Below are 23,115 nucleotides of genomic sequence, written 5' to 3' on the forward strand. Positions count from 1 at the left end.
GCGGTAGATTTTGCAAACTAATACTCATCGGAAGCAAACGTTACCGCATCTTGTTCTGCGTTGCTGTTTACAAGTTCTTTTTCCAGCGTCTTAAAATTCCATAAATCCTGATCCATTAATTGGCTGGGTTTGATGCTCTGTAACGCATGCAGAATATTGCTTGGGACTTTCGGATTTTCTTCAGCAAGTTGATCAATGAGACGTCCAACGCGTTTACGGGCCAGATTTTCTTGGGAACCGCACAAATTGCACGGAATGATAGGAAAATTCTGCTTGCTTGCATAAGTAATAATGTCGCGTTCCTGAACATAACACATCGGTCGAATGACCATGTGTTTTTTGTTGTCACTCAGTAATTTTGGTGGCATTGAGCGTATATCGCCATTATAAAAAATGGACATCATCAGGGTGCGAATCAAGTCATCGCGGTGATGGCCCAGTGCTATTTTATTAAATCCATGTTCTTCAGCGTAGCGGTATATGATGCCACGACGCAGTCTTGAGCATAATGAACAATAGGTTTTGCCTTCCGGTATTTTTTCTTTGACAATGCTGTATGTGTCGCGGGTTAATATGTCGTGGGGAATGTCTTTTTCTTCCAGCCACTTGCGTAGAAGACCGTCATTCCATCCCGGTTGGGCTTGATCCAGGGTGAATGAAAACAATTCAAATTTATGGTTTGAACGAATACGTAATGTATGTAGAAGCGTTAATAAGGTAAATGAATCTTTACCGCCAGACAAACAAAGCATGACTCGATCGCCACGCTGAATCATATTAAAGTCAGCAATTGCTTTGCCTGTATAGTGTAATAATTTTTTTTCAATCGTGGAAAAAGAAGACGTCATCGTTAAAACCTAGTGAGTTTACCCATGTGCTTTTGTTTACGCATAATCCTGGTTTATGGCGTAAATTAAATGTTTTTTAATCATTATCTTGCAGTCATCGCCTGTTCTTGCGGTGGAAAACGGTTGACGCGAGTGGTTGCCAACCAGGAATTTATTTCGGCTAGATCGTCAACATTCAATGAACCGGCCAGGTATTTTAAATTTAAAATGGCATTAATCAAGTTATATTGATCGCGTGCCAATTGTTCTTGTGCTTCAAACAGACGTTGCTGGGCTGTCACCACGTCAACCATGGTTCGGGTACCGACCTGAAATTGGGCTTCGGTACTTTCTAAAGAATTCTGCTGGGAGATGATGGTCTGGCGATCGGCTTTGACTTTACTGATGCCATCAACAATGGTGTTAAAAGCGATTTGACTGTTAACTGCCGTGTCACGGTAAGTTTGCTCTAGCTGTTCGCTGGCGGTTTGAAAATCATATTGAGCTTGCCGGGTTTGTGCTTCAACCAATCCTCCTTGGTAGAAGGGAAAATTTACGGCTAAAGCCACATTGGATGTTTGTTGATTTTGAGGAACAAAGAAATTACTTGCGCCGCCACTATTAGAGGTACGACTGGTATTTCCTTGAATTGAAAAGACGGGCCAATTGCCGGACGTTTGTGCTTTGATATTTTCGCGGGCGGCTTGCAAGCTATATTTGGACGATAATAGTTTGTAATTTTGCTTTAAACCGGTCGCTACCCATTCATTAACGTCATCCGGATCCGGTTTAATGAGGGGAACTCGACTATCCCGTAGTGGTGATAATTGTTCATACACATAATTGGTTAATTTCCGCAGATTTTCATTTTGATTGACTTGATTATTTTTGGCAGAAATCACTTCTGCAATGGATTGATCATAAGCGGCTTTGGCTTCATAGACAGAAGTAATAGCGTCTAATCCTACATTAAAACGTTGTTGAGCTTGCTCTAACTGTCGTTTGTTTGCTCGTAATTTGGCTTCGGCAAAATCAAGGGTGTCTTTGGCAAATAAGACATCAAAATAAGCTTTCGCAGTGCGTAGAATCAAATTCTGAGCCGCATCATTAAAGGTTGCAAGCGAGGCTTTAACGGAGGCTTTCGCCTGTTGGACTTTTGCCCACGCCTGATAATTGAAGATAGCCTGTGTTGCCGACAGTTGCCATTGCTGGCTGTTATAAGTTTGTTCTGAAGATATGACACCAGCCGTGACGTTGATAACATTGCGGCTGACCTGGGCCGTGGCAGTTAATTGAGGTAAAAGCGAGGCACGAGCCTGTGGTATTGTTTCGGTGTTTGACATAAACGTGCTATAGGCTGCTTTAAACGTTGGATCGTTTTCTACTGCCTGGCGATAGACATCCATCAAATCTGCTGCTTGTATTCCAGATAGATGGCTGATGCTCAATAACAAACACGAAAGCATTTTTTTCATGTACTCTTGTCCTAGAAAACAAATTCTTTAGGTTTTAATTTGTTTATTAATGGTGGAATGTTTGTTTCAAAAATTAATTGTTCCTGCCACTGATTATCATGCCCTAAGGTATACAGTAGCCCTTGCATGATTGGTTGTTTACCAATAATGGCAAATAATCTACCTTCAGGTAACAGTTGAAGACGATGTGTTTCCGTCAGAGAATCAAGCGCGCCGGTAAATACCATAACATCATAAGGTGCTTTATCAAGCCAGCCGCGACAAGCATCGCCTGTGATTAATTCGACATTCGTACAGTGATGGTCCGCTAATTTGCGCCGGGCGCTTGCGGTGAAATCGGCAAAATAATCAAGACTAATCACTTGCTTGGCCAAACGGCTTAACAGCGCTGTTAGAAAACCTGTGCCGGTACCCACTTCCAGTACTGTCTCATTGCCATCCAGTGATAAGGCTTGTAATAATTGGGCTTCTTCCAGAGGCGTCATCATGCGTTGGCCATGAGGAAGATTAATTTGCATGTCTGAATAAGCGAAATGCTTCAATTCGTTAGGTACAAAGTCGTCCCGGGATACCGTTTCGTAAAGTTTCAGAATGGATTCATCAAGCACATCGCCCGTACGTAATTGCTGCTTGATCATGTTAATGCATTCAATTTGAGTACTCATGAAAGGTCCACCGCTCAGTTAATGATTTAGGTTAAAACGTTGGCGTGATTTTAGCAAGAATTGAAGTAAGGTGCTAACTCAATCAAACTTAAGGTATCAATTTATTTTCCATAGTGAAATTGTCTAAGATTTGTTATCATCGCCAAATTTATTCGATCTAGAGGAGGCTGTCGTGGATGATCGTTTTATTGAATTTTTGCACACCGAGTTGGACAAAATTAAGCAAGAAGGTTTATTCAAGACAGAGCGAGTCATCCGTGGCCAGCAACAAGCCGAAGTTAAAGTAAACAATGAGGAAGTCATCAATTTATGTGCCAATAATTATCTGGGACTTGCCAATCATCCCGAGTTAATTGCCGAAGGTCAGAAGGCCTTGGCTCAATATGGCTATGGGATGGCTTCAGTACGGTTTATATGTGGTACACAGACGCCTCACAAAACACTTGAAAAAAAAATTAGTTCTTTTCTCGGCAAGGAAGATGCCATCTTATATTCTTCCTGTTTCGACGCAAATACAGGTTTGTTCGAAACGTTATTAGGTCCTGAAGATGCTATCATTAGTGATGCATTAAATCATGCTAGCATTATTGATGGTGTAAGATTATGCAAGGCAAGACGATTTCGTTATGCCAATAATGATATGAAAGACTTAGAGGCGCAATTAATTGCTGCCAAAGACGCGCGTTTTCGCTTGATTGCTACCGATGGTGTGTTTTCAATGGATGGTATTTTGGCTAATTTACCCGCCATTTGTGAGTTGGCAAAAAAATATCAGGCGATGGTGATGGTTGATGATTCTCATGCCGTGGGATTTGTTGGGGAAACCGGCTGCGGCACGCCTGAGCATTTCGGCGTGGTTAATGACATTGATATTTTGACAGGTACCTTGGGGAAAGCGCTTGGTGGTGCTTCTGGCGGCTATACTGCGGCAAATGCAGTCATTGTGGAGTGGCTGCGACAGCGTTCCAGACCTTATCTTTTTTCCAATACATTGGCTCCGGTGATTGCCCATACGTCCATTGCGGTTCTTGATCTGTTGCAACGTAATAATGATTTAATAAAAAAACTGAAGCGCAACAGTCAATATTTTCGCGAAGGATTAACCAAAGCAGGTTTTACCTTGATTCCTGGTGAACATGCTATTATTCCTGTCATGCTTGGCGATGCAATTCTTGCAAATCAAATGGCAGAAAAATTATTGATGGAAGGCATTTATGTCGTTGGTTTTTCATTCCCTGTGGTGCCCAAGGGGATGGCACGGATAAGAACCCAAATGTCTGCAGCCCATGAACTTCATCATTTGGATAGAGCTTTATCTGCATTTGAAAAAGTGGGTCGGGAACTCAAAGTTATTTAGAGGAAAACAATGAAATCATTAGTCAAAGCGAAACGTGAACAAGGCATTTGGATGGAAGATATCCCAGTGCCTGACTATGGAGTGAATGATGTTTTAATAAAAATAAAAAAAACGGCCATCTGTGGCACTGATATTCATATTTACTCATGGGATGACTGGGCGCAGGCTACGATTCCTGTCCCAATGACAGTAGGTCATGAGTTTTATGGTGAAATCGTTGAGGTTGGCCGCGAGGTTAAAGGGCTTAAACCGGGTCAGCGTGTTTCAGGGGAAGGTCATATTACCTGTGGGTTATGTCGGAATTGCCGTGCGGGGAAACGTCATTTATGCCGTAATACCTTGGGTGTTGGTGTGAATCGTCCAGGCAGCTTCGCAGAATTTCTCGCCTTGCCCGCCAGCAATGTCCTGGTATTACCTGATAATATTTCAGCGGATGAGGCGGCTATTCTTGACCCTTTAGGAAATGCGACTCATTGTGCTTTAGCATTCAATGTCGTAGGGGAAGACGTATTGATCACTGGCGCAGGTCCTATTGGTATTATGGCTGCGGCCATTGTCCGCCATATCGGTGCCAGGCATGTTGTTATTACTGATGTCAATGATCATCGGTTGGAATTAGCACAAAAAATGGGGGTAAGCCGGGCCATTAACGTGAAGTACCAATCCATCCGTGAGGCTATGGAGGAATTGGGGATGACGGAAGGATTTGACATTGGCCTGGAAATGTCCGGAAATCCGATGGCCTTAAATGATATGGTAAAAGCAATGAATCATGGCGGGCGCATTGCTATGTTGGGTATTCCTCCACAGGAAACACCCATCGACTGGAATCAAGTCATTTTCAAGGGATTGATTGTTAAAGGAATTTATGGTCGTGAAATGTTTGAGACCTGGTACAAGATGATAGCAATGTTGCAAAGCGGCTTGGATATTTCACCGGTGATTACTCATCATTTCCCGGTTGCAGAGTTCCAACATGCATTTCAAATTATGGCATCTGGGCAGTCGGGTAAAGTCATTTTAGATTGGTCGTAGATTTATCAGATCATTTGCAGTCAATGAGGTTGTTATGTCGCAATATATTTTCACCATGAACCGAGTCAGTAAAATTGTTGAAAATCAACGGTTCATTCTCAAGGATATTTCCTTGAGCTTTTTGCCTGGAGCAAAGATTGGCGTATTGGGTTTAAACGGTTCTGGAAAGTCTACGTTGCTGCGCATTATGGCCGGTGTTGATAAGCAATATGAAGGAGAAGCAAGAGCACAACCAGGCATTAAAATCGGATACCTTGCCCAGGAGCCTGACATTGATTTGGAAAAAACCGTACGGCAGGTTGTGGAAGAAGCAGTGGTTGACATGAAAAATCTGCTGGCGCAATTTGATGCCATTAGCATGCGTTTTGCTGAACCAATGACCGATGATGAAATGACCACTTTGCTTGCTGAACAGGGTGACCTTCAGCATGCTATTGAAATTGGCAGCGGTTGGGATCTTGATCGCCAATTGGAAATTGCTTCTGATGCACTACGATTGCCTGATTGGGAAACGCCAATTCATGTACTTTCTGGCGGAGAACGACGCCGTGTTGCTTTATGCCGTTTGTTGTTATCCAATCCAGATATGTTATTGCTTGATGAGCCAACCAACCATTTGGATGCTGAAAGCGTTGCCTGGCTCGAACGTTATCTTGAAGAATTTCCTGGCACCGTGGTTGCAGTCACGCATGATCGCTACTTTCTCGATAATGCGGCCGAGTGGATACTGGAATTGGATCGCGGTGAGGGAATTCCTTATAAAGGGAATTATACGGCTTGGCTTGAACAAAAAACTGCACGGCTTGAAGCTGAGCAAAAGCAACAGGCATCGCATCAGCGTGCAATTAAAGCGGAGCTTGAGTGGGTTCGCACTTCTCCTAAAGGTCGCCATGCCAAGAATAAAGCAAGATTGGCCCGCTTTGAAGAATTAAATTCAAAAGAATTTCAGAAACGTAATGAAACGAATGAATTATACATTCCCCCTGGCGAGCGTTTGGGTGATTTGGTTCTAGAGGGAAATAATATCTGTAAAGCGTTTGGTGATCGGTTACTGTTTGATGATTTTAATTTCCATTTGCCAAAAGGAGGCGTATTGGGCGTCATCGGTCCTAATGGTGCTGGTAAATCGACATTTTTGAAAATGATTACCGGTCAATTAGAACCGGATACGGGTGAAATCCGTATTGGTGAGACAGTACATCTTGCTTATGTCGATCAGATGCGTGATCACTTGGATGATCACAAAACGGTCTGGGAAGAAATTACCGATGGACATGACATTATTCAGGTCGGTGCTTTTCAGATGCCTTCTCGTGCGTATGTTGGTCGCTTTAACTTTAAGGGGCCAGATCAGCAAAAGAAGATGTCGCAACTGTCAGGAGGCGAGCGCAATCGAGTGCACTTGGCCAAATTGCTCAAGTGCGGCGGTAACGTATTACTTCTTGATGAGCCTAGCAACGATTTGGATGTGGAGACACTAAGGGCATTGGAAGACGCCATTTTAAGTTTTCCGGGTTGTGCGGTCGTTGTTTCCCATGATCGCTGGTTTTTAGATAGGATCTGCACCCATCTTATTGCGTTTGAAGGTGATTCCCAGGTGATATTTATTGAAGGCGGTTATCGTGATTATGAAGAAGATAGGAAGCGACGTTTAGGGGACAAAGCGAATAGGCCGTCAAGAATTAAATACCGCAGAATAACAGTTTGAAATCCATCTTTTAGATTAGAGGTCTTTTTCTTATGAATAAGTCTTTATTGTTTGGTTTATCAATGTCCTTGGCGTTGACGGGGTGTGTTGAATTTGATGAATCAACCTATATTACTGATGATAACGGCATGGTTCATCATACCAAGCATTATTTAAGAGATTATCGCGGGAGAAATTATTTCCCTCAGGAAATAAAAGGGACTGGTAAAAAACAATTTGTCTTTGACCCGAAGGCTGCTGCTTGGGCTGCTTACGATGCAGAAGGGCATCGTGTGATGACCGGAAGTGCTTCTGGAGGGAAAGAGTTTTGTGAAGATATAAAAAAGCCCTGCCGCACCGTAACAGGCAATTTCCGAGTCTATAATAAACGCGGAATTGACTGTAAGTCTGGAGAATATCCTGTGCAAACGGAGGGTGGGGCAAAAATGCCTTATTGCATGTATTTTTATCGTGGTTTTACGATTCATGCAGCCTACGAGGTACCACCATACAATTCGAGTCATGGATGCGTCCGTGTATTACCCAGTGCGGCAAAATGGTTGAATGAGGAGTTCATTGATATAGGCACGCAGGTTACTGTTTTGTCCTATGAAGATGAGGATGGTGATAAAGATGAGGTTATCTCTAAGTCATGACGCAGCCACAAAAGCCCCTATGTGACCGGTCTCTTTCGTTACCTATGGGCCGGTCACACACAAACTCTAGATAAAAGTCCTTTGTAAAAAGGATGAAGTAATAACAAAAGCACTACTGTTGCTCAGTAGGTGATGTTGGTTTCTCATTTTCAGTCTGGGTTTGTTCTTTTGCCTGCGAGGTTTCGGGTTGTTTGCTATCTGCAGCGGCGGGTTTGTTTGCTTGATTGTTAGGTAACCTGGGTGTTGCGATCATTTGCATGATGCCAAGATCCCCAGATACTTTTCGACCAATTAAAACATCAACAGAAAGAAGTTGTGTCAGCTTTTGCTTGTCATTCTGATAGACCACCTGCAGCGGTACCGTTACTTTCCATTGATTTTCTTTAACAGGGTTGATTTTTATTTCTCCATCAACTTGACTACTAACACTCAATTTTTGTGTCTTAATGGCATTAATATTTCCTGATTGCTCGAGTGCGGTATGAAAACCTTGCCAGCCTTGTTCGGTAAAGCAAGCTTTGAGTTTTTCTAATTCTTGATCAAGCGCAGGAGAATTGAAATCAAACGATTGCACGGTCGCTTTTTCTGCCCATGATTTAATAAGTTCTGGGTCAATATCCGTTTTATCTGCAGGGATATGATACTCACAATTTATGACCGTTGATGCTTGTGGTGTGGCGGTATCCTCCGTATTTGGCAGTGTTTGTAAGGCTTGCATGCTTGAGGTCGACGTATTAGGTGCTGTGTTATCGGCATAGGCAGGGAAACCAAGGATTGCGGCCAGAGCCGAACAGAGGATGGTTTTATTCATGCGTAAGTTCCTTCATCAGTTAAATTTAATAATTCAGCCAACAGAATCGCTGCCAAACGCGCAGTTTTTTGGCCTTGATCCAGTGGTGGTGATAGTTCAGCAACATCAAGGCTTATCACTTTGCCACTTTGTTTGATATATTTCAACAGGGGCAGGGCTTGCCATGGATTTAACCCCATTGGCTGTGGCGCACTAACACCTGGGGCAAAACATTCTGCAAACACATCAAGGCAAATCGATAAATACAGGTATTCATGACGTAACATAAAATCATCAAGAAATGCCATTTGCCAAGCAACACTTTCGTTATGAATTTGTTCGGCGGTTAAATAAGACACATTCCACTCTTTGGCCCGTTCAAAAAGACTTTTGGTGTTTGCTGTCGATTGAATGCCAAGACAACAATAATCAAAAGACAGGTTGTTTTGTTGGCAATGGTCTTTAATTTGCCAGAAAGGAGTTCCTGAAGTGCCTAATCCATGTTGAGGAGGGCGCAAATCAAAATGGGCATCGAAATTAATAATACCCATTTTAGGATAATGAGAAACCAAGCCAAGAAAATGAGGCCAGGCTATTTCATGCCCTCCACCGAATGCTAGGGTTGTATGTCCTTGCTGATGACAATGATCCATTAAAGCAGCAAATTGATGTTGTGCTTTTTCAAGATTGCTATCCGGGCAGGTAATATTGCCAATATCAAAAATCTGCCGCTGATGGTGGCACGCGAGTTTGCCTAATTGCTCGCGTATGGCATTTGGTCCTGTTTTTGCACCGATTCGGCCTAAGTTGCGTTTGATTCCTTCGTCACTACAAAACCCTAAAATGACGGATTGTTTTGTAGGCGCCATTGACTCAGAGAGTAAGTTGATGCAGTGTGCTTGTTGAAAATAACGTTCACCAGAAAGACTGTCTTTTCTTCCTTGCCAAAGGGATGGTGTAGGGGGAGTGTAATCAGGAAGGTCAGGCAGCATCTTATTCTCCTTCAATTTTCCCAGTCATTTTTTGACTTTGTCAGTAATAACCAAAGTAAGCATACTCATAAGCGGCGATTCTGTCATCTCAATTTGATTGATATCAGCCGCCATCATGGTTCTAAGAATAGGGCAATGGTAAAATGGATGGCAATGTCTCCAGCAAAGTCGTGCCAAGTAGGGTGATGTCTGCTATCATCTGCGCTGTTCTAAATTTTTAATTGGAGCCGCGGTGTATATCATAACTGGAGGCGGAAGCGGAATTGGTCGGGCACTTGCGCAGGCTTTGGCAAAGCGAGGCCAGTCTGTGCTTGTTATTGGCCGTCGCGAGCAGCCTTTGCTTGAAACGGCTTCATTCGATGAGAACATTCGTTATCTTTGTGCCGATGTGTCGACTCATCAAGGGCGCCAATACATCACGGAACAAATAAAAACAGAAGTCCGAGGACTTATCCATAATGCCGGAATCATCGAGCCTATTATGCCGATTGCTGACATGAAGGAATCTGCATGGCGGCAAGTGATGGCCACCAATGTGGAAGCCCCTTTGTTTTTGACACAATCATTACGGAAAAACCTGATAAACGGTCGAGTATTACATATTGGGTCGGGTGCTGCTTATTTCCCGGTGGCTGGCTGGAGTGCTTATTGTGTGTCGAAAGCGGCTTTGTCCATGTTGACTCGGTGCAGTCAGTTAGACTATGACCATATAGCGTTTGCCAGTGTTATGCCCGGAATTATCGATACCGACATGCAAGGTGTTATCCGCGGTGCAAATCATATGGAAGAAGAGAAACTGGAGTTTTTTAAACGCTTGAAGCGATGCGGGCAATTGCTTACGCCAGAAACGGTAGCTCTTTTTTTATGCTGGTTGCTATTGGGTATGGATGACAATCGTTATGTTTCCCAGGAGTGGGATATCTATGATACGGCGCATCATACAGATTGGCTGATTCCTCCACATACAGTGCCGACCTGGGACGAATGAGTGATGACTGGATGTGATTTATTATTACAGGATGCAACCATGGTGGATAGACATGGCAGGCAGCATAAAGGACAAGCCATTGCCATAGCAAACGGCCGCATTCTTTGGTCTGGCCCATTAAGTCAATTGCCACAGCACTATCTTAAACAGGCGATAAAAACAGAGCAGTGTCAAGGGAAACTCATTACGCCAGGACTCATTGATTGTCATACCCATCTCGTTTATGCAGGTAACAGGGCTGATGAATTTAAAAAACGGCTGGAGGGGGTGACTTATGCAGAAATTGCCCAAAGCGGCGGAGGTATTTTATCCACGGTAAAACAGACGCGGGCGGTTTCCGAAGAGGTGTTGTTGCAGCAGTCACTGCCACGAATTCAGGCACTGGGTGCTGAAGGAGTGACTACCGTGGAAATAAAATCTGGATATGGGCTCGATCTGGATAGTGAATTAAAAATGCTGCGGGTTGCAAAAAAACTGGAAAAAATAACCGGGATACGAGTCTTAACGACGTTTCTGGGAGCCCATGCCATACCGCCAGAATACCATGGCAGAAGCCAGGATTATGTGGATTATTTGTGTCAAGAGGTATTACCAACTGTGGTTGAAGCAGGACTTGCTGATGCGGTGGATGTATTTTGCGAATCCATTGCTTTTTCATTAGTACAAACGGAACAACTGTTCCGTCGAGCGCAAGAATTGGGATTACGTGTCAAGTGCCACGCCGAGCAATTATCAAACATGGGTGCTACAGCACTTGCGGCCCAGTATGGTGCATTGTCTTCTGACCATTTAGAACATCTGGATGAGGCGGGTATTGCAGCCATGGCAAACGCTAATATGGTAGCCGTCTTGCTGCCAGGTGCTTACTATTTTTTACGTGAAACTCGCAAGCCTCCGGTTGAATTATTACGGCGGGCCGGAGTAGGCATGGCCATTGCGACGGATTGCAATCCCGGCTCCTCACCGACGACGTCTCTTTTGCTGATGATGAATATGGCCTGTCAATTTTTTTCACTGACAATACTTGAGGTTTGGAGTGCGGTGACTTATCAAGCAGCAAGGGCATTAGGACTGTCTGAGGAAACTGGATCATTAGAAGCAGGAAAGCGGGCAGATTTGATTCGTTGGTCAGTTTGTGAATCTGAACAATTATGTTACCAGTTTGGTTATCCATTTACGCACGATACGATGATCGCGGGTCAATGGCAGAATCCTTCGTGAAGGGATGGTTTTATTTAGAACCTGTTTGCATAGCTAAACTCTGAAGACAGATTCTTAAAACGGATGAAAGTATTTTTGTAGTCAGCCTATGAGGAATTAAACATGCAGCGGAAATTTTTTCTGGTTGGGTTGTTGTTAAGTTTAACCACGCACATAGCTTTTGCAGTGCCTCCAGAAGCACAAACGATCCAGCAGGAAACGCCCGAATACATCATGAATATCCGTTATCCTGACGAATTTTCGTCGACACAGGTGAATGAAATTGTGGCGGCATTCATTAAAAATAGAAAAAATAATTTTCTTAAGATGGTCAGCAAGGGAGACAACATTCCTGCCAGTGTTACCAGTAAAAACAGTTTATACATTGATTATAAAATACCCTATCAGAGTCATGATGCCTTAAGTGTCCTGTTTGATACTTCTATTTACCATCGAGGCGCAGCTCACCCTTCGCCTGCATTGATTACTTTTAATTTTATTCATGGGAAACAAGTTAAGCTGGAGGAAATGTTTACGCCCGGCAGTGATTATCTGAATCGCCTGGCGAAACTTTGTCGAGAAGCACTCCTGAAGAAAAAATTACCGACGTATGATTTGGTGAACGAAGGAACAAAACCTGAAAAACAAAATTTTAATACCTGGTATTTCTCTAGCAGTGGTTTGGTTATCGTCTTTAATGTTTATCAAGTGGCACCTTATTTTGTTGGCCCACAATATGTTGAGTTGCCTCGTAGCGCATTAGCTGATGCATTAAATGGCAAAGTAGCACAAGCTGTTTGGGGATCTCAATGAGTCATCCATCCCCTTTCGTTGCTGCTGAGGAAAAAATTGCGGAATTAAGCTTGCGAAGCATTGTGCTGGCTGTGCTATTAACATTATTGCTTGCCATGTCTAATGCTTATCTTGCTTTAAAGTTGGGTATTTTGACGTCTGCCTCTATTCCAGCAGCGATTATTTCCATGGGTATTTTGCGTTTATTTAAAGACGCCACCATTCTTGAAAACAATGCAGTGCAAACGGCTGCTTCCGCAGGTGAAGCGGTAGCAGGCGGTATTGTTTATACCATTCCAGCTTTAATTATCATCGGCTATTGGCATCATTTTGATTACTTGACCAATTTTTTTATAGCAGCCAGTGGTGGGGTGCTTGGTGTGTTGTTTTCTATTCCATTACGCCGAATTCTTGTGAATGAAAAGGCATTACGGTTTCCAGAAGGGCGAGCCATCGCCGAAGTATTAAAAACATCCATGGATAAGATAGGGATTCGAGATATTGTCTGGGGGGGTGTCATTGGCGGTATACTGGAACTCTTACAAGTTGGTTTTAAGATTCTGGCGAATAGCTGGAGCTATTGGTTTGTTGCTAAACGTTCAATTTTTGGATTTGGAGCAGGTTTTTCAGCAACCATGATAGGTGCCGGTTATCTAGTTGGTCATCACATGGCGCTCAGCATATTTTTAGGTGCGATTATTTCCTGGATGGTTGCCCTGCCTATCGTTAGTCAATTTTATCCGGAATTTTTAATCCATTATCCAGCGGATAAAGCGGCACAATTTCTATGGAATAGTGAAATGCGGTATATGGGAATTGGTGCCATGCTGTTTGCTGGTGTATGGACATTTATTAAATTAATAAAACCGTTGCTTCATAACATAAGAAACTCGTTGCAGTGCTTTGTAAGTAAAAATCATGCCGAATTGCAATTACCGCGGACTGATCGGGATATTCCTATACCATTTATTCTCATTGGTGTATTGATTATGGCCGCTGTATTATTTCTTTTCTTTCAGGTTGTTTTTCCTTTAGCCCAGGCTGGATTGGATGGTGATTTTTCTCCGACCTTGGTCTTTGCGATGGTTCTGTATGTCCTTATTATCGGTTTTCTTTTTTCCGTCATTACTGCTTATTTTTCTGGCATGGTAGGAGTGACGGCGAGTCCCGGAAGCTCTGTGGTGATTGCTGGAATTTTATTTGCCGCCTGGTTGCTTTTGAGTGTCCTTAAGTTAGTTGTGCCTTTTCCGCTGAGTGATGAGCAACTCATGGCAGCTGAAGCAATTACCATCATCATTGGTTCTGTAGTTACAGGAATTGCTGCGATTGCCAATGATAATACTCAGGATTTGAAAGTTGGCCAATTGGTTGGCGCAACACCTTGGAAACAACAATTGATGTTGCTGTTAGGCGTTTTGATTTCTGCGTTAATCATTCCTCCTGTGATGCAACTTTTGTTTAACGTTTATGGTATTGCTGGTGTTATTCCTCATGAGGGAATGGATATCAGTCAAACGTTGCCTGCACCAACGGCAGCACTGCTTGCAGCCGTGACAGAAGCTGTATTTCGCAATACATTGCCTTGGATGATGATGCTAATCGGTGCGGCAATTATTATTATGATTCTTGTTCTTGAGCGCCTCCTAAAATTGCAGCGATGGATTCATCTTTCGATTTTAGGGGTTGCCATTGGCATGTATCTTCCTCTCGCTTCTTCTTTTCCATTGTTTTTAGGGGGGGTGATTGCCATGATTGTCAATTGGCGCTTACATAAGAAAGGCATGGAAAAGGAAAATGAAAATAAGCGTAAGCAGGTCGGCACATTGATTGCGTGTGGTCTGGTGGCTGGATCGGCATTGATTGATGTGTTGCTGGCGATTCCTTTTTCTATTGTTCATAGTCCTGATGCTTTAAAGCTTGTTGGGTCAGGCTGGCATGCATATGGTGTGGTATTGGGAGTCTTATCAACCGTATTGCTTGCTGCTTGGATAGAACGTCGTGTGTGTCATGCGTAAAAGGCTACTGTCCAGCCTGATCGACCTCTTAAATTCCTCCCTTGCATAAAGGGAGGTTAGGATTTTAAAAAAGGGAGGAAGAGTAGCATTTACAATGCCTCTATGGTTGTCCGATGAGTTAATAATTTTTCTCGAGTAAGTTGGCATTGAGTCAGTTTTTCCTTTTCTTTGGTGATGATTTCCGGCGGTGCTTTATCTATAAATTTTGCATTACTGAGCTTACTTTCAGCAAAGGCAATCTCTTTATTCAATTTGGCAATTTCTTTTTCAAGACGGTTTAGTTCAGCCTCTTTATCAATGAGACCCGCCATTGGGATGAGTAATTCCATATCACCCACGATGGCTGATGCTGAAGCAGAGACTTGTATATCCTGTTTTATTGTATTTATTTTTGTTAATTTGGCCAGGGCTATTAAAATGGCTGAGTACTTTTTAACTCTTTTTTGTAGTTCTGGTGTCACATGCCGAAGAGTTAGTGGAATAAGTTTGGCTGGACTAATAGCCATTTCACTGCGTATCGTACGCACAGATTGGATGATTTTTTTTACCCAGTCAATTTCTTCCTCAATCGTTTCATTGATTAACTCTTCTTCCATCTGTGGATAGCGGCTTAGCATGATGGTTTCACCATTTTCACTGGTTAGTTTGGTAATACGCAGCCAGATTTCTTCAGTGATAAACGGTATAATCGGATGAAGTAATTTAAGTATTTGATCAAGCACGTGGATCAAGGTACGTCGTGTCCCACGTTTCATGGGGGCGAGTGCTTCTTCATCATAGAGAACCGGTTTTGATAATTCCAGATACCAATCACAGTATTCATGCCATACAAATTCGTAAAGTGTGTTAGCAAGTAAGTCAAAACGGTAAGTTTCAAAATAATGGTTGCAGATGGATTTGACATGCTGCAAGCGCGATAGGATCCATTGATCAGCTGGACTGTATTGAAATGCTCCATCACCAAAATCGGCTTGATCTTCACTGGCATTTAATAATACATAGCGTGAGGCATTCCATAACTTATTACAGAAATTGCGATAACCCTCTACACGATTCATATCAAAGCGTACCGTGCGTGCGGTGGATGCCAAGGAACAAAAGGTAAAGCGCAATGCATCAGTGCCGAAAGCCGCAATTCCATCAGGAAATTGCTTTCTTGTGGTTTTTGCAATTTTATCCCGAACGGAGCCAAGCATCAGATTGGCGGTTCTTTTGGCAATTAAATCATTTAAATCAATGCCATCGATAATATCGATGGGATCAAGCACATTTCCTTTGGATTTCGACATTTTTTTGCCATCACTGTCGCATACCAAGCCTGTAATAATCACGTCTTTAAAAGGAATTTTACCAGTGAATTTAAGACCCATCATAATCATGCGGGCAACCCAGAAGAAAATAATGTCAAATCCTGTGAATAAAACAGAGGTTGGGTAAAATTGTTCAAATTCAGGGGTACGTTCTGGCCATCCCAAGCTTGAAAATGGCCAAAGAGCCGATGAAAACCAGGTATCGAGTACATCTTCGTCCTGTTTTAAAGAGACGGTTGGGTCAAGCTTATGTTTAAAACGAACATCATTTTCGCTGTAACCAACATAGACATGCCCCTGATTGTCATACCAGGCTGGAATGCGATGTCCCCACCATAGTTGGCGGCTAATGCACCAGTCTTCAATGTTTTCCATCCATTGGAAATAAGTTTTAGTCCAATTTTCAGGAATAAAACGGATTTCTCCTTTTTTAACGACTTCAATGGCTGGCTGTGCCAGTGGTTTGGTTTTAACATACCATTGATCGGTCAATAAGGGTTCAATGATGACGTTGGATTTTTCACCGCGAGGCACTTTTAATTTATGGGGTTCGATTTTGACCAATAAGCCAAGTTGTTCCAGGTCGTTGATGATTTGTTCACGGGCAACAAACCGATCCATGCCTTGGTATTTGACTGGAGCATTTTTATTAATTGTTGCCTTTTTGGTTAATATATTGAGTACAGGAAGTTGGTGCCGTTTTCCTATTTCATGATCATTGAAGTCATGTGCTGGCGTTATTTTGACACAGCCACTGCCAAATTCCGGTTCGACATACTCGTCAGCAATGATTGGTATGGTGCGGTCGCATAAAGGCAGATGAACGTATTTACCAATGAGATGCTGATGTCTTGGATCATCGGGATGTACAGCAACAGCGGTGTCACCCAAAAGTGTTTCTGGGCGAGTGGTGGCAATAACCAGCGATTCGTTTGAGTCGACTAAAGGATAGCGTATATGCCACAGTAACCCATCTTCTTCTTCTGAAATAACTTCCAGGTCAGAGATGGCCGTGCCTAATTTAGGATCCCAGTTAACCAGACGGGTACCACGATAAATGAGTCCTTCATCGTAGAGTTGCACAAATACCTTTTGCACGGCAGCAGATAATCCTTCATCCATGGTGAAACGTTGTCGTGTCCAGTCTACGGATGATCCAATTCGCCTCATTTGGCGGGTAATAGTGTCGCCTGATTCTTCTTTCCATTGCCAGACACGCTGAAGAAATTGCTCACGTGACATATCTTTGCGTGATAAGCCTTGTTGGTCGAGTTGTCCTTCGACAATGAGCTGGGTGGATATTCCGGCGTGATCGGTTCCCGGTTGCCATAAAGTGCGGGCGCCCATCATACGTTGATATCGTATTAAGGTATCGATTAAGGTGTGTTGGAAACCATGTCCCATGTGTAAACTGCCAGTCACATTGGGGGGGGGTAACATGATGCAAAAATGTTTGCCTTCACCCCGTGGTGCAAAATAGTGGCGGCTTTCCCATCGTTTATAGCATGCTTGCTCTATGGTTTGTGGGGAATAAGTCTTGTCCATGGCTAAACCTGTATTACTGAAAAGCGCAAATTTTAACATATACCCCTCGCGAGTGAAAATGCGGCTTTTATTAGGTTTTGCATTTGCAGAAGTTCTCTCTTTATAAAGCTGTCTCTTGATCACATCTCTGCCAGCGGGATGTCGGAGAGTAGAGCTGGACTGGGTTTTCAGAGATGTGTAGAAGATTGAGCTTTTAAAGAGAAGTTGATGGAATGTTTTGGGATTGGTTGTTATCGGGATTTTCAAAATCATGGCGATGATCGGCGGCCAGATAGGTATACATGGTGGGAACCACAAAAAGCGTGAAACAAGTGCCAATTAATAAGCCTGCGGAAATAACCAAACCGATATCAAAACGGCTGACTGCGCCAGCGCCTGATGCGATAAGTAATGGAACGACACCAAACACCATGGCGGCCGTAGTCATTAAAATAGGTCGCAAACGAATGCCTGCAGATTCCTCAACAGCCGCTCTCTTGTCAAGATTTTTTTCTCGTTGCAGGTGATTGGCAAAATCAACAATTAAAATGCCATGTTTACTGATTAAGCCGATTAATGTGATCAAACCAACTTGAGTATAGATATTAATACTGGCTGCACCTAAATTCAGGGGTATTAATGCCCCGCAAATGGACATGGGAACACTGATTAAGATAATCAAAGGGTCACGGAAACTTTCATATTGTGCTGAAAGAACGAGAAAAATAACAATGATTGCCAAGAAGAAGGCAACAATCAAGGTGTTTCCTTCCTGAATGAATTGTCGAGATTGTCCACCATAATCATAATCAAATCCTTTGGGTAAATTTTTAGCGGCTTCTTGCTGCAAAAAATTTAATCCTTGCCCCATGGTGACTCCAGGCATCATGACCCCTTGAATAGTAGCTGAGTTCATTTGCTGGAAATGAGCCAGGGCATTTGGTTGAGTTCTTGCAAGAGGGCTGACCACGGTTGAAAGGGGCACCATGGTACCACTTGCCGTGCGAACATAAATATTACCTAATTGTTCAGTGGTTAGGCGAAATCGTCGGTCGAGTTGTGGAATGACTTGATAACTGCGGCCTTGCAAATCAAAAAAGTTAACGTACCCACCTGAAAGAGCGCTGGCTAAACTACTGCCAATGGTTTGCATGTCCAATCCCAAATCGGCCGCTTTAGATCGGTTGATTTCCAATTCAATTTCAGGCTGATTAAATCTTAGACTATTATCAAGATAGATAAACAAACCGCTGTCTTTTGCTTTATCCAGAAGTTTATTAGAGACTTCATATAAACTTTGAAAATCATTGGTTGTTTTAATAACAAACTGAATTGGCGTACCACCTCCTCCACCAGGTAAAGGTGGAGGAATGACGGCAAATGTTTTTAATCCAGCTATCTCATCCAGCTTATTTTGTAAAGGTGCTTTCATGGCAAATTGGCTTTGACGTTGATCCCATGGTTTTAATACCATTCCTGAAACAGGAGCGTTTGAATTGATATTGAAGTAATGCGCTGTTTCCGGAAAGCTTTGATAAATTTTTTCGAAGGATTTTGTAAAGGCTTCCACATAATTTAATGTAGCGTATTGAGGGGCAGTACCAACGACAAAGAAAAATCCCTGATCTTCTTCGGGGGCGGTTTCTGCGGCAGTTTTTGTGTATAAATAAGGTAACATCAATAAAACTACCGCAGCAAACAACAAGATGATTGCCCGAGTATCGAGCAGACTATGTAAGGCTTTTTGATAGCGAATTTTTAAGCGGCTAAAAAAATCATCAAGAAATCTAACAAATCGCCCGCTGTTTATTTCAGCCGAAAGTATTTTGGAACACATCATGGGTGATAAGGTAAGTGCAATAACGCCTGAAATGATAACGGCACAGGCCAACGTAAAAGCAAATTCCTTAAATAAAGCACCAGTAAGTCCTTGCATAAAGCCAATGGGTGCATAAACGGCCGCAAGGGTAATGGTCATTGCAATCACCGGGGTAGCAATTTCGCGTGCTCCGATAAGGGCGGCTTCAAAGGGCGTTTTTCCTTCTTCAATATGACGATGAATATTTTCTACGACAACGATCGCATCATCAACGACAAGACCAATGGCGAGAACAAAGGCAAGCAGCGTGAGGAGATTAATGGAATATCCTAAAAACATCATTAACGTACAAACACCAATCAACGATAAAGGAATTGTGACAATAGGAATTAATACAGAACGCACAGAACCGAGAAACAAGAAAATGACGACGATTACAATGAGTGCCGCTTCAACAATGGTAGCGACTACCTCGTGAATAGAAGCTCTGATAAATTCAGTGGCGTCGTAGACAATGGTGCCTGTTAATGAAGGAGGAAATTGTTTTTGAATGGCAGGAAATTGTTTGCGCACATCTTGTATAACGGATAATGGGTTTGCCGATGGCGTTGGGGTAATGCCAATGAACACCGCTTTTTTGCCATCGAAGGTAACGGATGAATCATAATTTTGCGACCCTAATTCAACCTTGGCAACATCTTTCAAACGAATGATTGAATTTTTGTCGCTACGGACAATCAATTGTTTAAACTCTTCTGTGTTACTCAGGTTTGTTTTTGCTCTGATATTGATTGCGACGTATTCACCTTTTGTGTTCCCGGCAGCGGTTAAAAAGTTGTTATTGGCTAGTACCTGGAAGACATCCGCCGGAGCCACTTTGAGTGCTGCCATTTTGATGGGGTCAAGAAATACTCGCATCGAGTAGGTTTGTCCTCCTAAGATTTCTGCCGTTGCTACACCATCAACGGTTTCTAATTGCGGCTGGACAACACGAATGGCATAGTCGGTAATTTGTTGAGGAGTCATATCAACGCTGTCAAGGCTAATGTAGAGCAGTGCTGTCGAGGTATCAGAGCTTTTGATAATGACAGGTTGCTGTGATTCAGGAGGCAACTGATTCAACGTTTGCTGCACCTTACTCATCACATCGGTAAAAGCGACTTGCGGATCAAAGTTCAGTTTGATGTTTAAAGTAATGGTGCTAACGCCTTGTGTGCTTGAAGACGTCATGTAATCAATGCCTTCAGCACTGGCGACGGCTGACTCGAGTGGTGTGGTAATAAAACCGGCAATTAAATTGGCATCAGCACCAGGATAGGCGGTTGTTACGGTGATCACCGTATTATCCATGCGAGGGTATTGGCGCACCTGCATGCGAGTCATAGAACTAATGCCAAAAAGGAGAATCAATAGGCTGATTACCGTAGCGAGCACAGGGCGTTTGATAAATAAATCAGTAAATTTCATTGGTTATCCTGATAAATCGGGTCGTTCAGCTACTCACCTAATGCATTAAGATCGACGGTGTCTTTTAATATCACATCATTATTGATGACAACTCGGGTGTCATTTTGCAACTTTAGCTCGCCTGAACTGACCACAATGTCGCCAGCTTTGACACCATTCTTAATGACGGTATAGTTACCTTGTTGATCTCCCGTGGTAACAAACACGCGTTTTACCCGTAGAATGTCTTTTCCATCCTGATCCTTTTTATCTTCTTTATCTTTTTCGATGATGTATACAGAGTTCCCGTAAAGACTATATGAAATGGCTGTTGTCGGTAATACAACCACCTTGGGTATTTTGGGCTGTTCGACTTCTATCGCTGCAAACATACCAGGAATAAAGTTGAATTCAACGATCTTATGATCCGTATTTATCTTGCTGTCACAAGTAATGACCAATTTATCGTTGTATTTTTGCTTTTTGGCGGTGATCAGCGAAGAATGAACAGGATTGGCAAGTTCTTTACTGGGACAGTTGGGCACCGTTGCCTGCACTAAAATGTTATGGGTATTAATATCCACTTTCGAGTTTATAGCGGTTATCTTGCCTTCAAACAGTAATCCAGGATTTTGTTCTACAGAAAAGGTAATTTTTTGATTCAGATGAAGATGTTTTAATAAATTCTCAGGCAGATAAAATTCCAGAAAAAGAGGATCCATGGATTGTAAGGTGACGATGGCTGTTTGTCCTGGCGTGATGTATTGCCCAAGATTAACTTGCCGGATCCCTAATTGTCCGGAAAATGGTGCCGCAATGTGTTTTTGGCGAATAATGGCTTGTGTTTTTTCTACGTCGGCTTGTGCTTGTACTAACTTGGCTCTGGCGGCATCAACGTTGGAACTTGGTGTAGCGCCTCGTTTGAACAAATCTTCCTGTCGCTTAAAGTTGATTTCTTGAAGTGTGAGTTCAGATTGATTAAATTTTAATGTGGCTTGATCGACTGTATCGTCAATATCAATTAATGGTTTATCCTTTTCAATAAATTGACCTGAATCAAAATGAATGGCAACCACGTTTCCGGAGGCTTCGGAATTTACGTCAACACCATTAATTGCGACGAAATTTCCTACGGCAGCCATCGTTGGCTCCCAGGCGCGTTCTGTGGCCGTAACCGATGATACGGTTACGGCAGGAGGTTCATAGTGGGCAAAAAACCGTTTCATCATATAGGCTTTAAACAGGTTGAAGCCAACAATTCCACCAAAAATAATGATTAGAGCGATGATCATTATGATCATGCGTTTTTTCATCTTATTCATTTCGCAAGTTTATCCCATTCACTTGAAGCTATAATCATCGCACGAGAACGGCGTGTTGGTGGACGATTTTAAATCATTAAAGCCATGAAAAACACGCTTAAAAACCTTAAAAAACAGGGCTGCGAGCAGTATAACATAAATAATTTTTCGGTATAGTCCGGAGGCGGGCAATAGGCAGATAAAAATCTTGTTGACTAAATTAATTACTTTGTTAACATTCAGCTTCCAATTTATGCTAAGGATCATCTATGAAACTTAAGTCATTCCTGTTTCTTTGCTTCATGAGCTTATTTGCTTCTGCGTTTGCAAACAACCAGCATGAGCATCCCAAAGCACACAGTACGGAAGTAAAGCGTACGCAAAAAAGTGTTACCTGGCCAGGTCCATGTGAGATTGAAATCATAAACCGCAGCTATGATATTGTGCAAGTTTATGGTGAATTTGATGATGGTGAATGGTTGCGATTCAATATTCCCCCCTATGATGCTCCTCATCGAATTTCTCTCTATTATTATGGTTATTGTCATTACGATATGTTTTTAAGCATTGATACCTTGAGTGGCTATCGGGTTTATACAGGTTATCCAGCCGTTAGAACAATCATCGAGGTTTTCCCTTATCTGGCTAATCAATTGAAAGCAGAAATTAAAGCGAAGTAAGACCATTAAGCTTTTTGACCCATCAAGCCTGTTGCGCAAAAACGGCAACGAGGTTTGATGGGTTTGTTATTTTGGGGCCTGTCATGTGATATTTGTATATGACTCGCTTATTACGATATGTTAGTCTTTGGATCGATTTAATAAAAAGGGAGCAATCATTTTGAGAACGTTGAGACTAATAGCCATGTCGGCTTTTGCTCTGGTCATCATTGCCTGTGCTGCGACTCCCCAACGTGAAAGTACTGGAGAGTATCTTGACAGCACAGCAGTCACAGGTAAGGTTAAAGCAAAATTGCTGGATAATCTGGGAACAAAAGGATTTGCAATTAAAGTAAAAACTTACAAAGAGGAAGTTCAATTAAGTGGTTTTGTTGATGATGTAGAGATTAAGCAGAGAGCAGGGGTGATTGCTGCAAGTGTAGGTGATGTTAAGCGAGTTCGTAATGATCTTATTATAAAATAAGATAAGCGTATCATAAACGAATATTACTCGTAAAAACTGCTCCCTGTATGATAGAAACAGGCAGGATCAGAAATAAAGTGAACAAGGGTCGAC

General features: G+C 42.5%; 18 protein-coding genes. 10 read left to right on the plus strand and 8 right to left on the minus strand.

Annotated elements, in window-relative coordinates:
* Nucleotides 1–17: 17 nt before the first annotated feature.
* From ttcA to E1O52_RS01760, 3 genes are all read right to left on the minus strand, one after another.
* On the minus strand, nucleotides 18–848 hold the full coding sequence (ttcA, locus tag E1O52_RS01750) for a tRNA 2-thiocytidine(32) synthetase TtcA (RefSeq protein ID WP_133126998.1): 831 nt from the start codon (nucleotides 846–848) through the stop codon (nucleotides 18–20).
* Nucleotides 849–931: 83 nt separating this feature from the next.
* Nucleotides 932–2,302 (minus strand): TolC family outer membrane protein, encoded by a 1,371-nt coding sequence (locus tag E1O52_RS01755; RefSeq protein WP_133126999.1) that lies wholly within the window; start codon nucleotides 2,300–2,302, stop codon nucleotides 932–934.
* Nucleotides 2,303–2,313: 11 nt separating this feature from the next.
* The gene (locus E1O52_RS01760) at nucleotides 2,314–2,967 is read right to left on the minus strand and encodes a protein-L-isoaspartate O-methyltransferase family protein (protein WP_133127000.1); all 654 of its coding nucleotides are present in this window, start codon (nucleotides 2,965–2,967) and stop codon (nucleotides 2,314–2,316) included.
* Nucleotides 2,968–3,139: 172 nt separating this feature from the next.
* Here E1O52_RS01760 and E1O52_RS01765 point away from each other — a divergent pair, with 172 nt between their 5' ends.
* From E1O52_RS01765 to E1O52_RS01780, 4 genes are read left to right on the plus strand one after another with little or no spacing between them, the layout of a single operon-like run.
* On the plus strand, nucleotides 3,140–4,324 hold the full coding sequence (locus E1O52_RS01765; protein WP_133127001.1) for a glycine C-acetyltransferase: 1,185 nt from the start codon (nucleotides 3,140–3,142) through the stop codon (nucleotides 4,322–4,324).
* Between the two features lie 9 nt (nucleotides 4,325–4,333).
* Nucleotides 4,334–5,359, plus strand: coding sequence for an L-threonine 3-dehydrogenase (tdh, locus tag E1O52_RS01770; RefSeq protein WP_133127002.1), 1,026 nt, complete (start codon nucleotides 4,334–4,336; stop codon nucleotides 5,357–5,359).
* A 34-nt stretch (nucleotides 5,360–5,393) separates the two neighbouring features.
* Nucleotides 5,394–7,067: an energy-dependent translational throttle protein EttA gene (ettA, locus tag E1O52_RS01775; protein WP_133127003.1), complete on the plus strand. Its 1,674-nt coding sequence runs from the start codon at nucleotides 5,394–5,396 to the stop codon at nucleotides 7,065–7,067.
* Between the two features lie 32 nt (nucleotides 7,068–7,099).
* Nucleotides 7,100–7,702, plus strand: a complete 603-nt coding sequence (locus tag E1O52_RS01780; protein ID WP_133127004.1) for a L,D-transpeptidase — start codon at nucleotides 7,100–7,102, stop codon at nucleotides 7,700–7,702.
* 112 nt (nucleotides 7,703–7,814) lie between these two features.
* Here E1O52_RS01780 and E1O52_RS01785 read toward each other — a convergent pair whose 3' ends face one another.
* Together E1O52_RS01785 and hutG are read right to left on the minus strand one after the other, a co-directional pair.
* Nucleotides 7,815–8,513, minus strand: coding sequence for a DotI/IcmL family type IV secretion protein (locus E1O52_RS01785; RefSeq protein ID WP_133127005.1), 699 nt, complete (start codon nucleotides 8,511–8,513; stop codon nucleotides 7,815–7,817).
* Nucleotides 8,510–9,484 (minus strand): formimidoylglutamase, encoded by a 975-nt coding sequence (hutG, locus tag E1O52_RS01790; protein ID WP_133127006.1) that lies wholly within the window; start codon nucleotides 9,482–9,484, stop codon nucleotides 8,510–8,512. The genes E1O52_RS01785 and hutG overlap by 4 nt, the downstream gene beginning before the upstream one ends.
* Nucleotides 9,485–9,716: 232 nt before the next feature.
* Here hutG and E1O52_RS01795 point away from each other — a divergent pair, with 232 nt between their 5' ends.
* From E1O52_RS01795 to E1O52_RS01810, 4 genes are all read left to right on the plus strand, one after another.
* Nucleotides 9,717–10,472 (plus strand): SDR family NAD(P)-dependent oxidoreductase, encoded by a 756-nt coding sequence (locus E1O52_RS01795; RefSeq protein WP_133127007.1) that lies wholly within the window; start codon nucleotides 9,717–9,719, stop codon nucleotides 10,470–10,472.
* A gap of 3 nt (nucleotides 10,473–10,475) precedes the next feature.
* Nucleotides 10,476–11,693, plus strand: a complete 1,218-nt coding sequence (gene hutI / locus E1O52_RS01800; RefSeq protein WP_133127008.1) for an imidazolonepropionase — start codon at nucleotides 10,476–10,478, stop codon at nucleotides 11,691–11,693.
* A gap of 102 nt (nucleotides 11,694–11,795) precedes the next feature.
* The gene (locus E1O52_RS01805; protein ID WP_133127009.1) at nucleotides 11,796–12,485 is read left to right on the plus strand and encodes a DUF3298 and DUF4163 domain-containing protein; all 690 of its coding nucleotides are present in this window, start codon (nucleotides 11,796–11,798) and stop codon (nucleotides 12,483–12,485) included.
* Nucleotides 12,482–14,479 carry an OPT family oligopeptide transporter gene (locus tag E1O52_RS01810; protein ID WP_133127010.1) on the plus strand — a complete coding sequence of 666 codons (1,998 nt, stop codon included), beginning with the start codon at nucleotides 12,482–12,484 and terminating at the stop codon, nucleotides 14,477–14,479. The genes E1O52_RS01805 and E1O52_RS01810 overlap by 4 nt, the downstream gene beginning before the upstream one ends.
* A gap of 89 nt (nucleotides 14,480–14,568) precedes the next feature.
* Here the strand turns inward: E1O52_RS01810 and E1O52_RS01815 are convergent, their stop codons facing one another.
* The 3 genes from E1O52_RS01815 to E1O52_RS01825 form a co-directional block, all read right to left on the minus strand.
* Nucleotides 14,569–17,334, minus strand: a complete 2,766-nt coding sequence (locus tag E1O52_RS01815) for a valine--tRNA ligase (RefSeq protein ID WP_133127197.1) — start codon at nucleotides 17,332–17,334, stop codon at nucleotides 14,569–14,571.
* A 193-nt stretch (nucleotides 17,335–17,527) separates the two neighbouring features.
* Nucleotides 17,528–20,599 carry an efflux RND transporter permease subunit gene (locus E1O52_RS01820; protein ID WP_133127011.1) on the minus strand — a complete coding sequence of 1,024 codons (3,072 nt, stop codon included), beginning with the start codon at nucleotides 20,597–20,599 and terminating at the stop codon, nucleotides 17,528–17,530.
* A gap of 29 nt (nucleotides 20,600–20,628) precedes the next feature.
* Nucleotides 20,629–21,891 carry an efflux RND transporter periplasmic adaptor subunit gene (locus E1O52_RS01825; protein ID WP_133127198.1) on the minus strand — a complete coding sequence of 421 codons (1,263 nt, stop codon included), beginning with the start codon at nucleotides 21,889–21,891 and terminating at the stop codon, nucleotides 20,629–20,631.
* A 257-nt stretch (nucleotides 21,892–22,148) separates the two neighbouring features.
* On the opposite strand from E1O52_RS01825, the gene E1O52_RS01830 reads away from it, so the two are divergent.
* A complete protein-coding gene (locus tag E1O52_RS01830; RefSeq protein ID WP_133127012.1) occupies nucleotides 22,149–22,559 on the plus strand; it encodes a hypothetical protein in 411 nt (136 codons plus the stop codon).
* Between the two features lie 184 nt (nucleotides 22,560–22,743).
* On the plus strand, nucleotides 22,744–23,022 hold the full coding sequence (locus tag E1O52_RS01835; protein ID WP_423202700.1) for a BON domain-containing protein: 279 nt from the start codon (nucleotides 22,744–22,746) through the stop codon (nucleotides 23,020–23,022).
* The last annotated feature ends 93 nt before the right edge of the window (nucleotides 23,023–23,115 follow it).

The organism is Legionella nagasakiensis (assembly GCF_900639915.1).
Taxonomy (GTDB): domain Bacteria; phylum Pseudomonadota; class Gammaproteobacteria; order Legionellales; family Legionellaceae; genus Legionella_A; species Legionella_A nagasakiensis.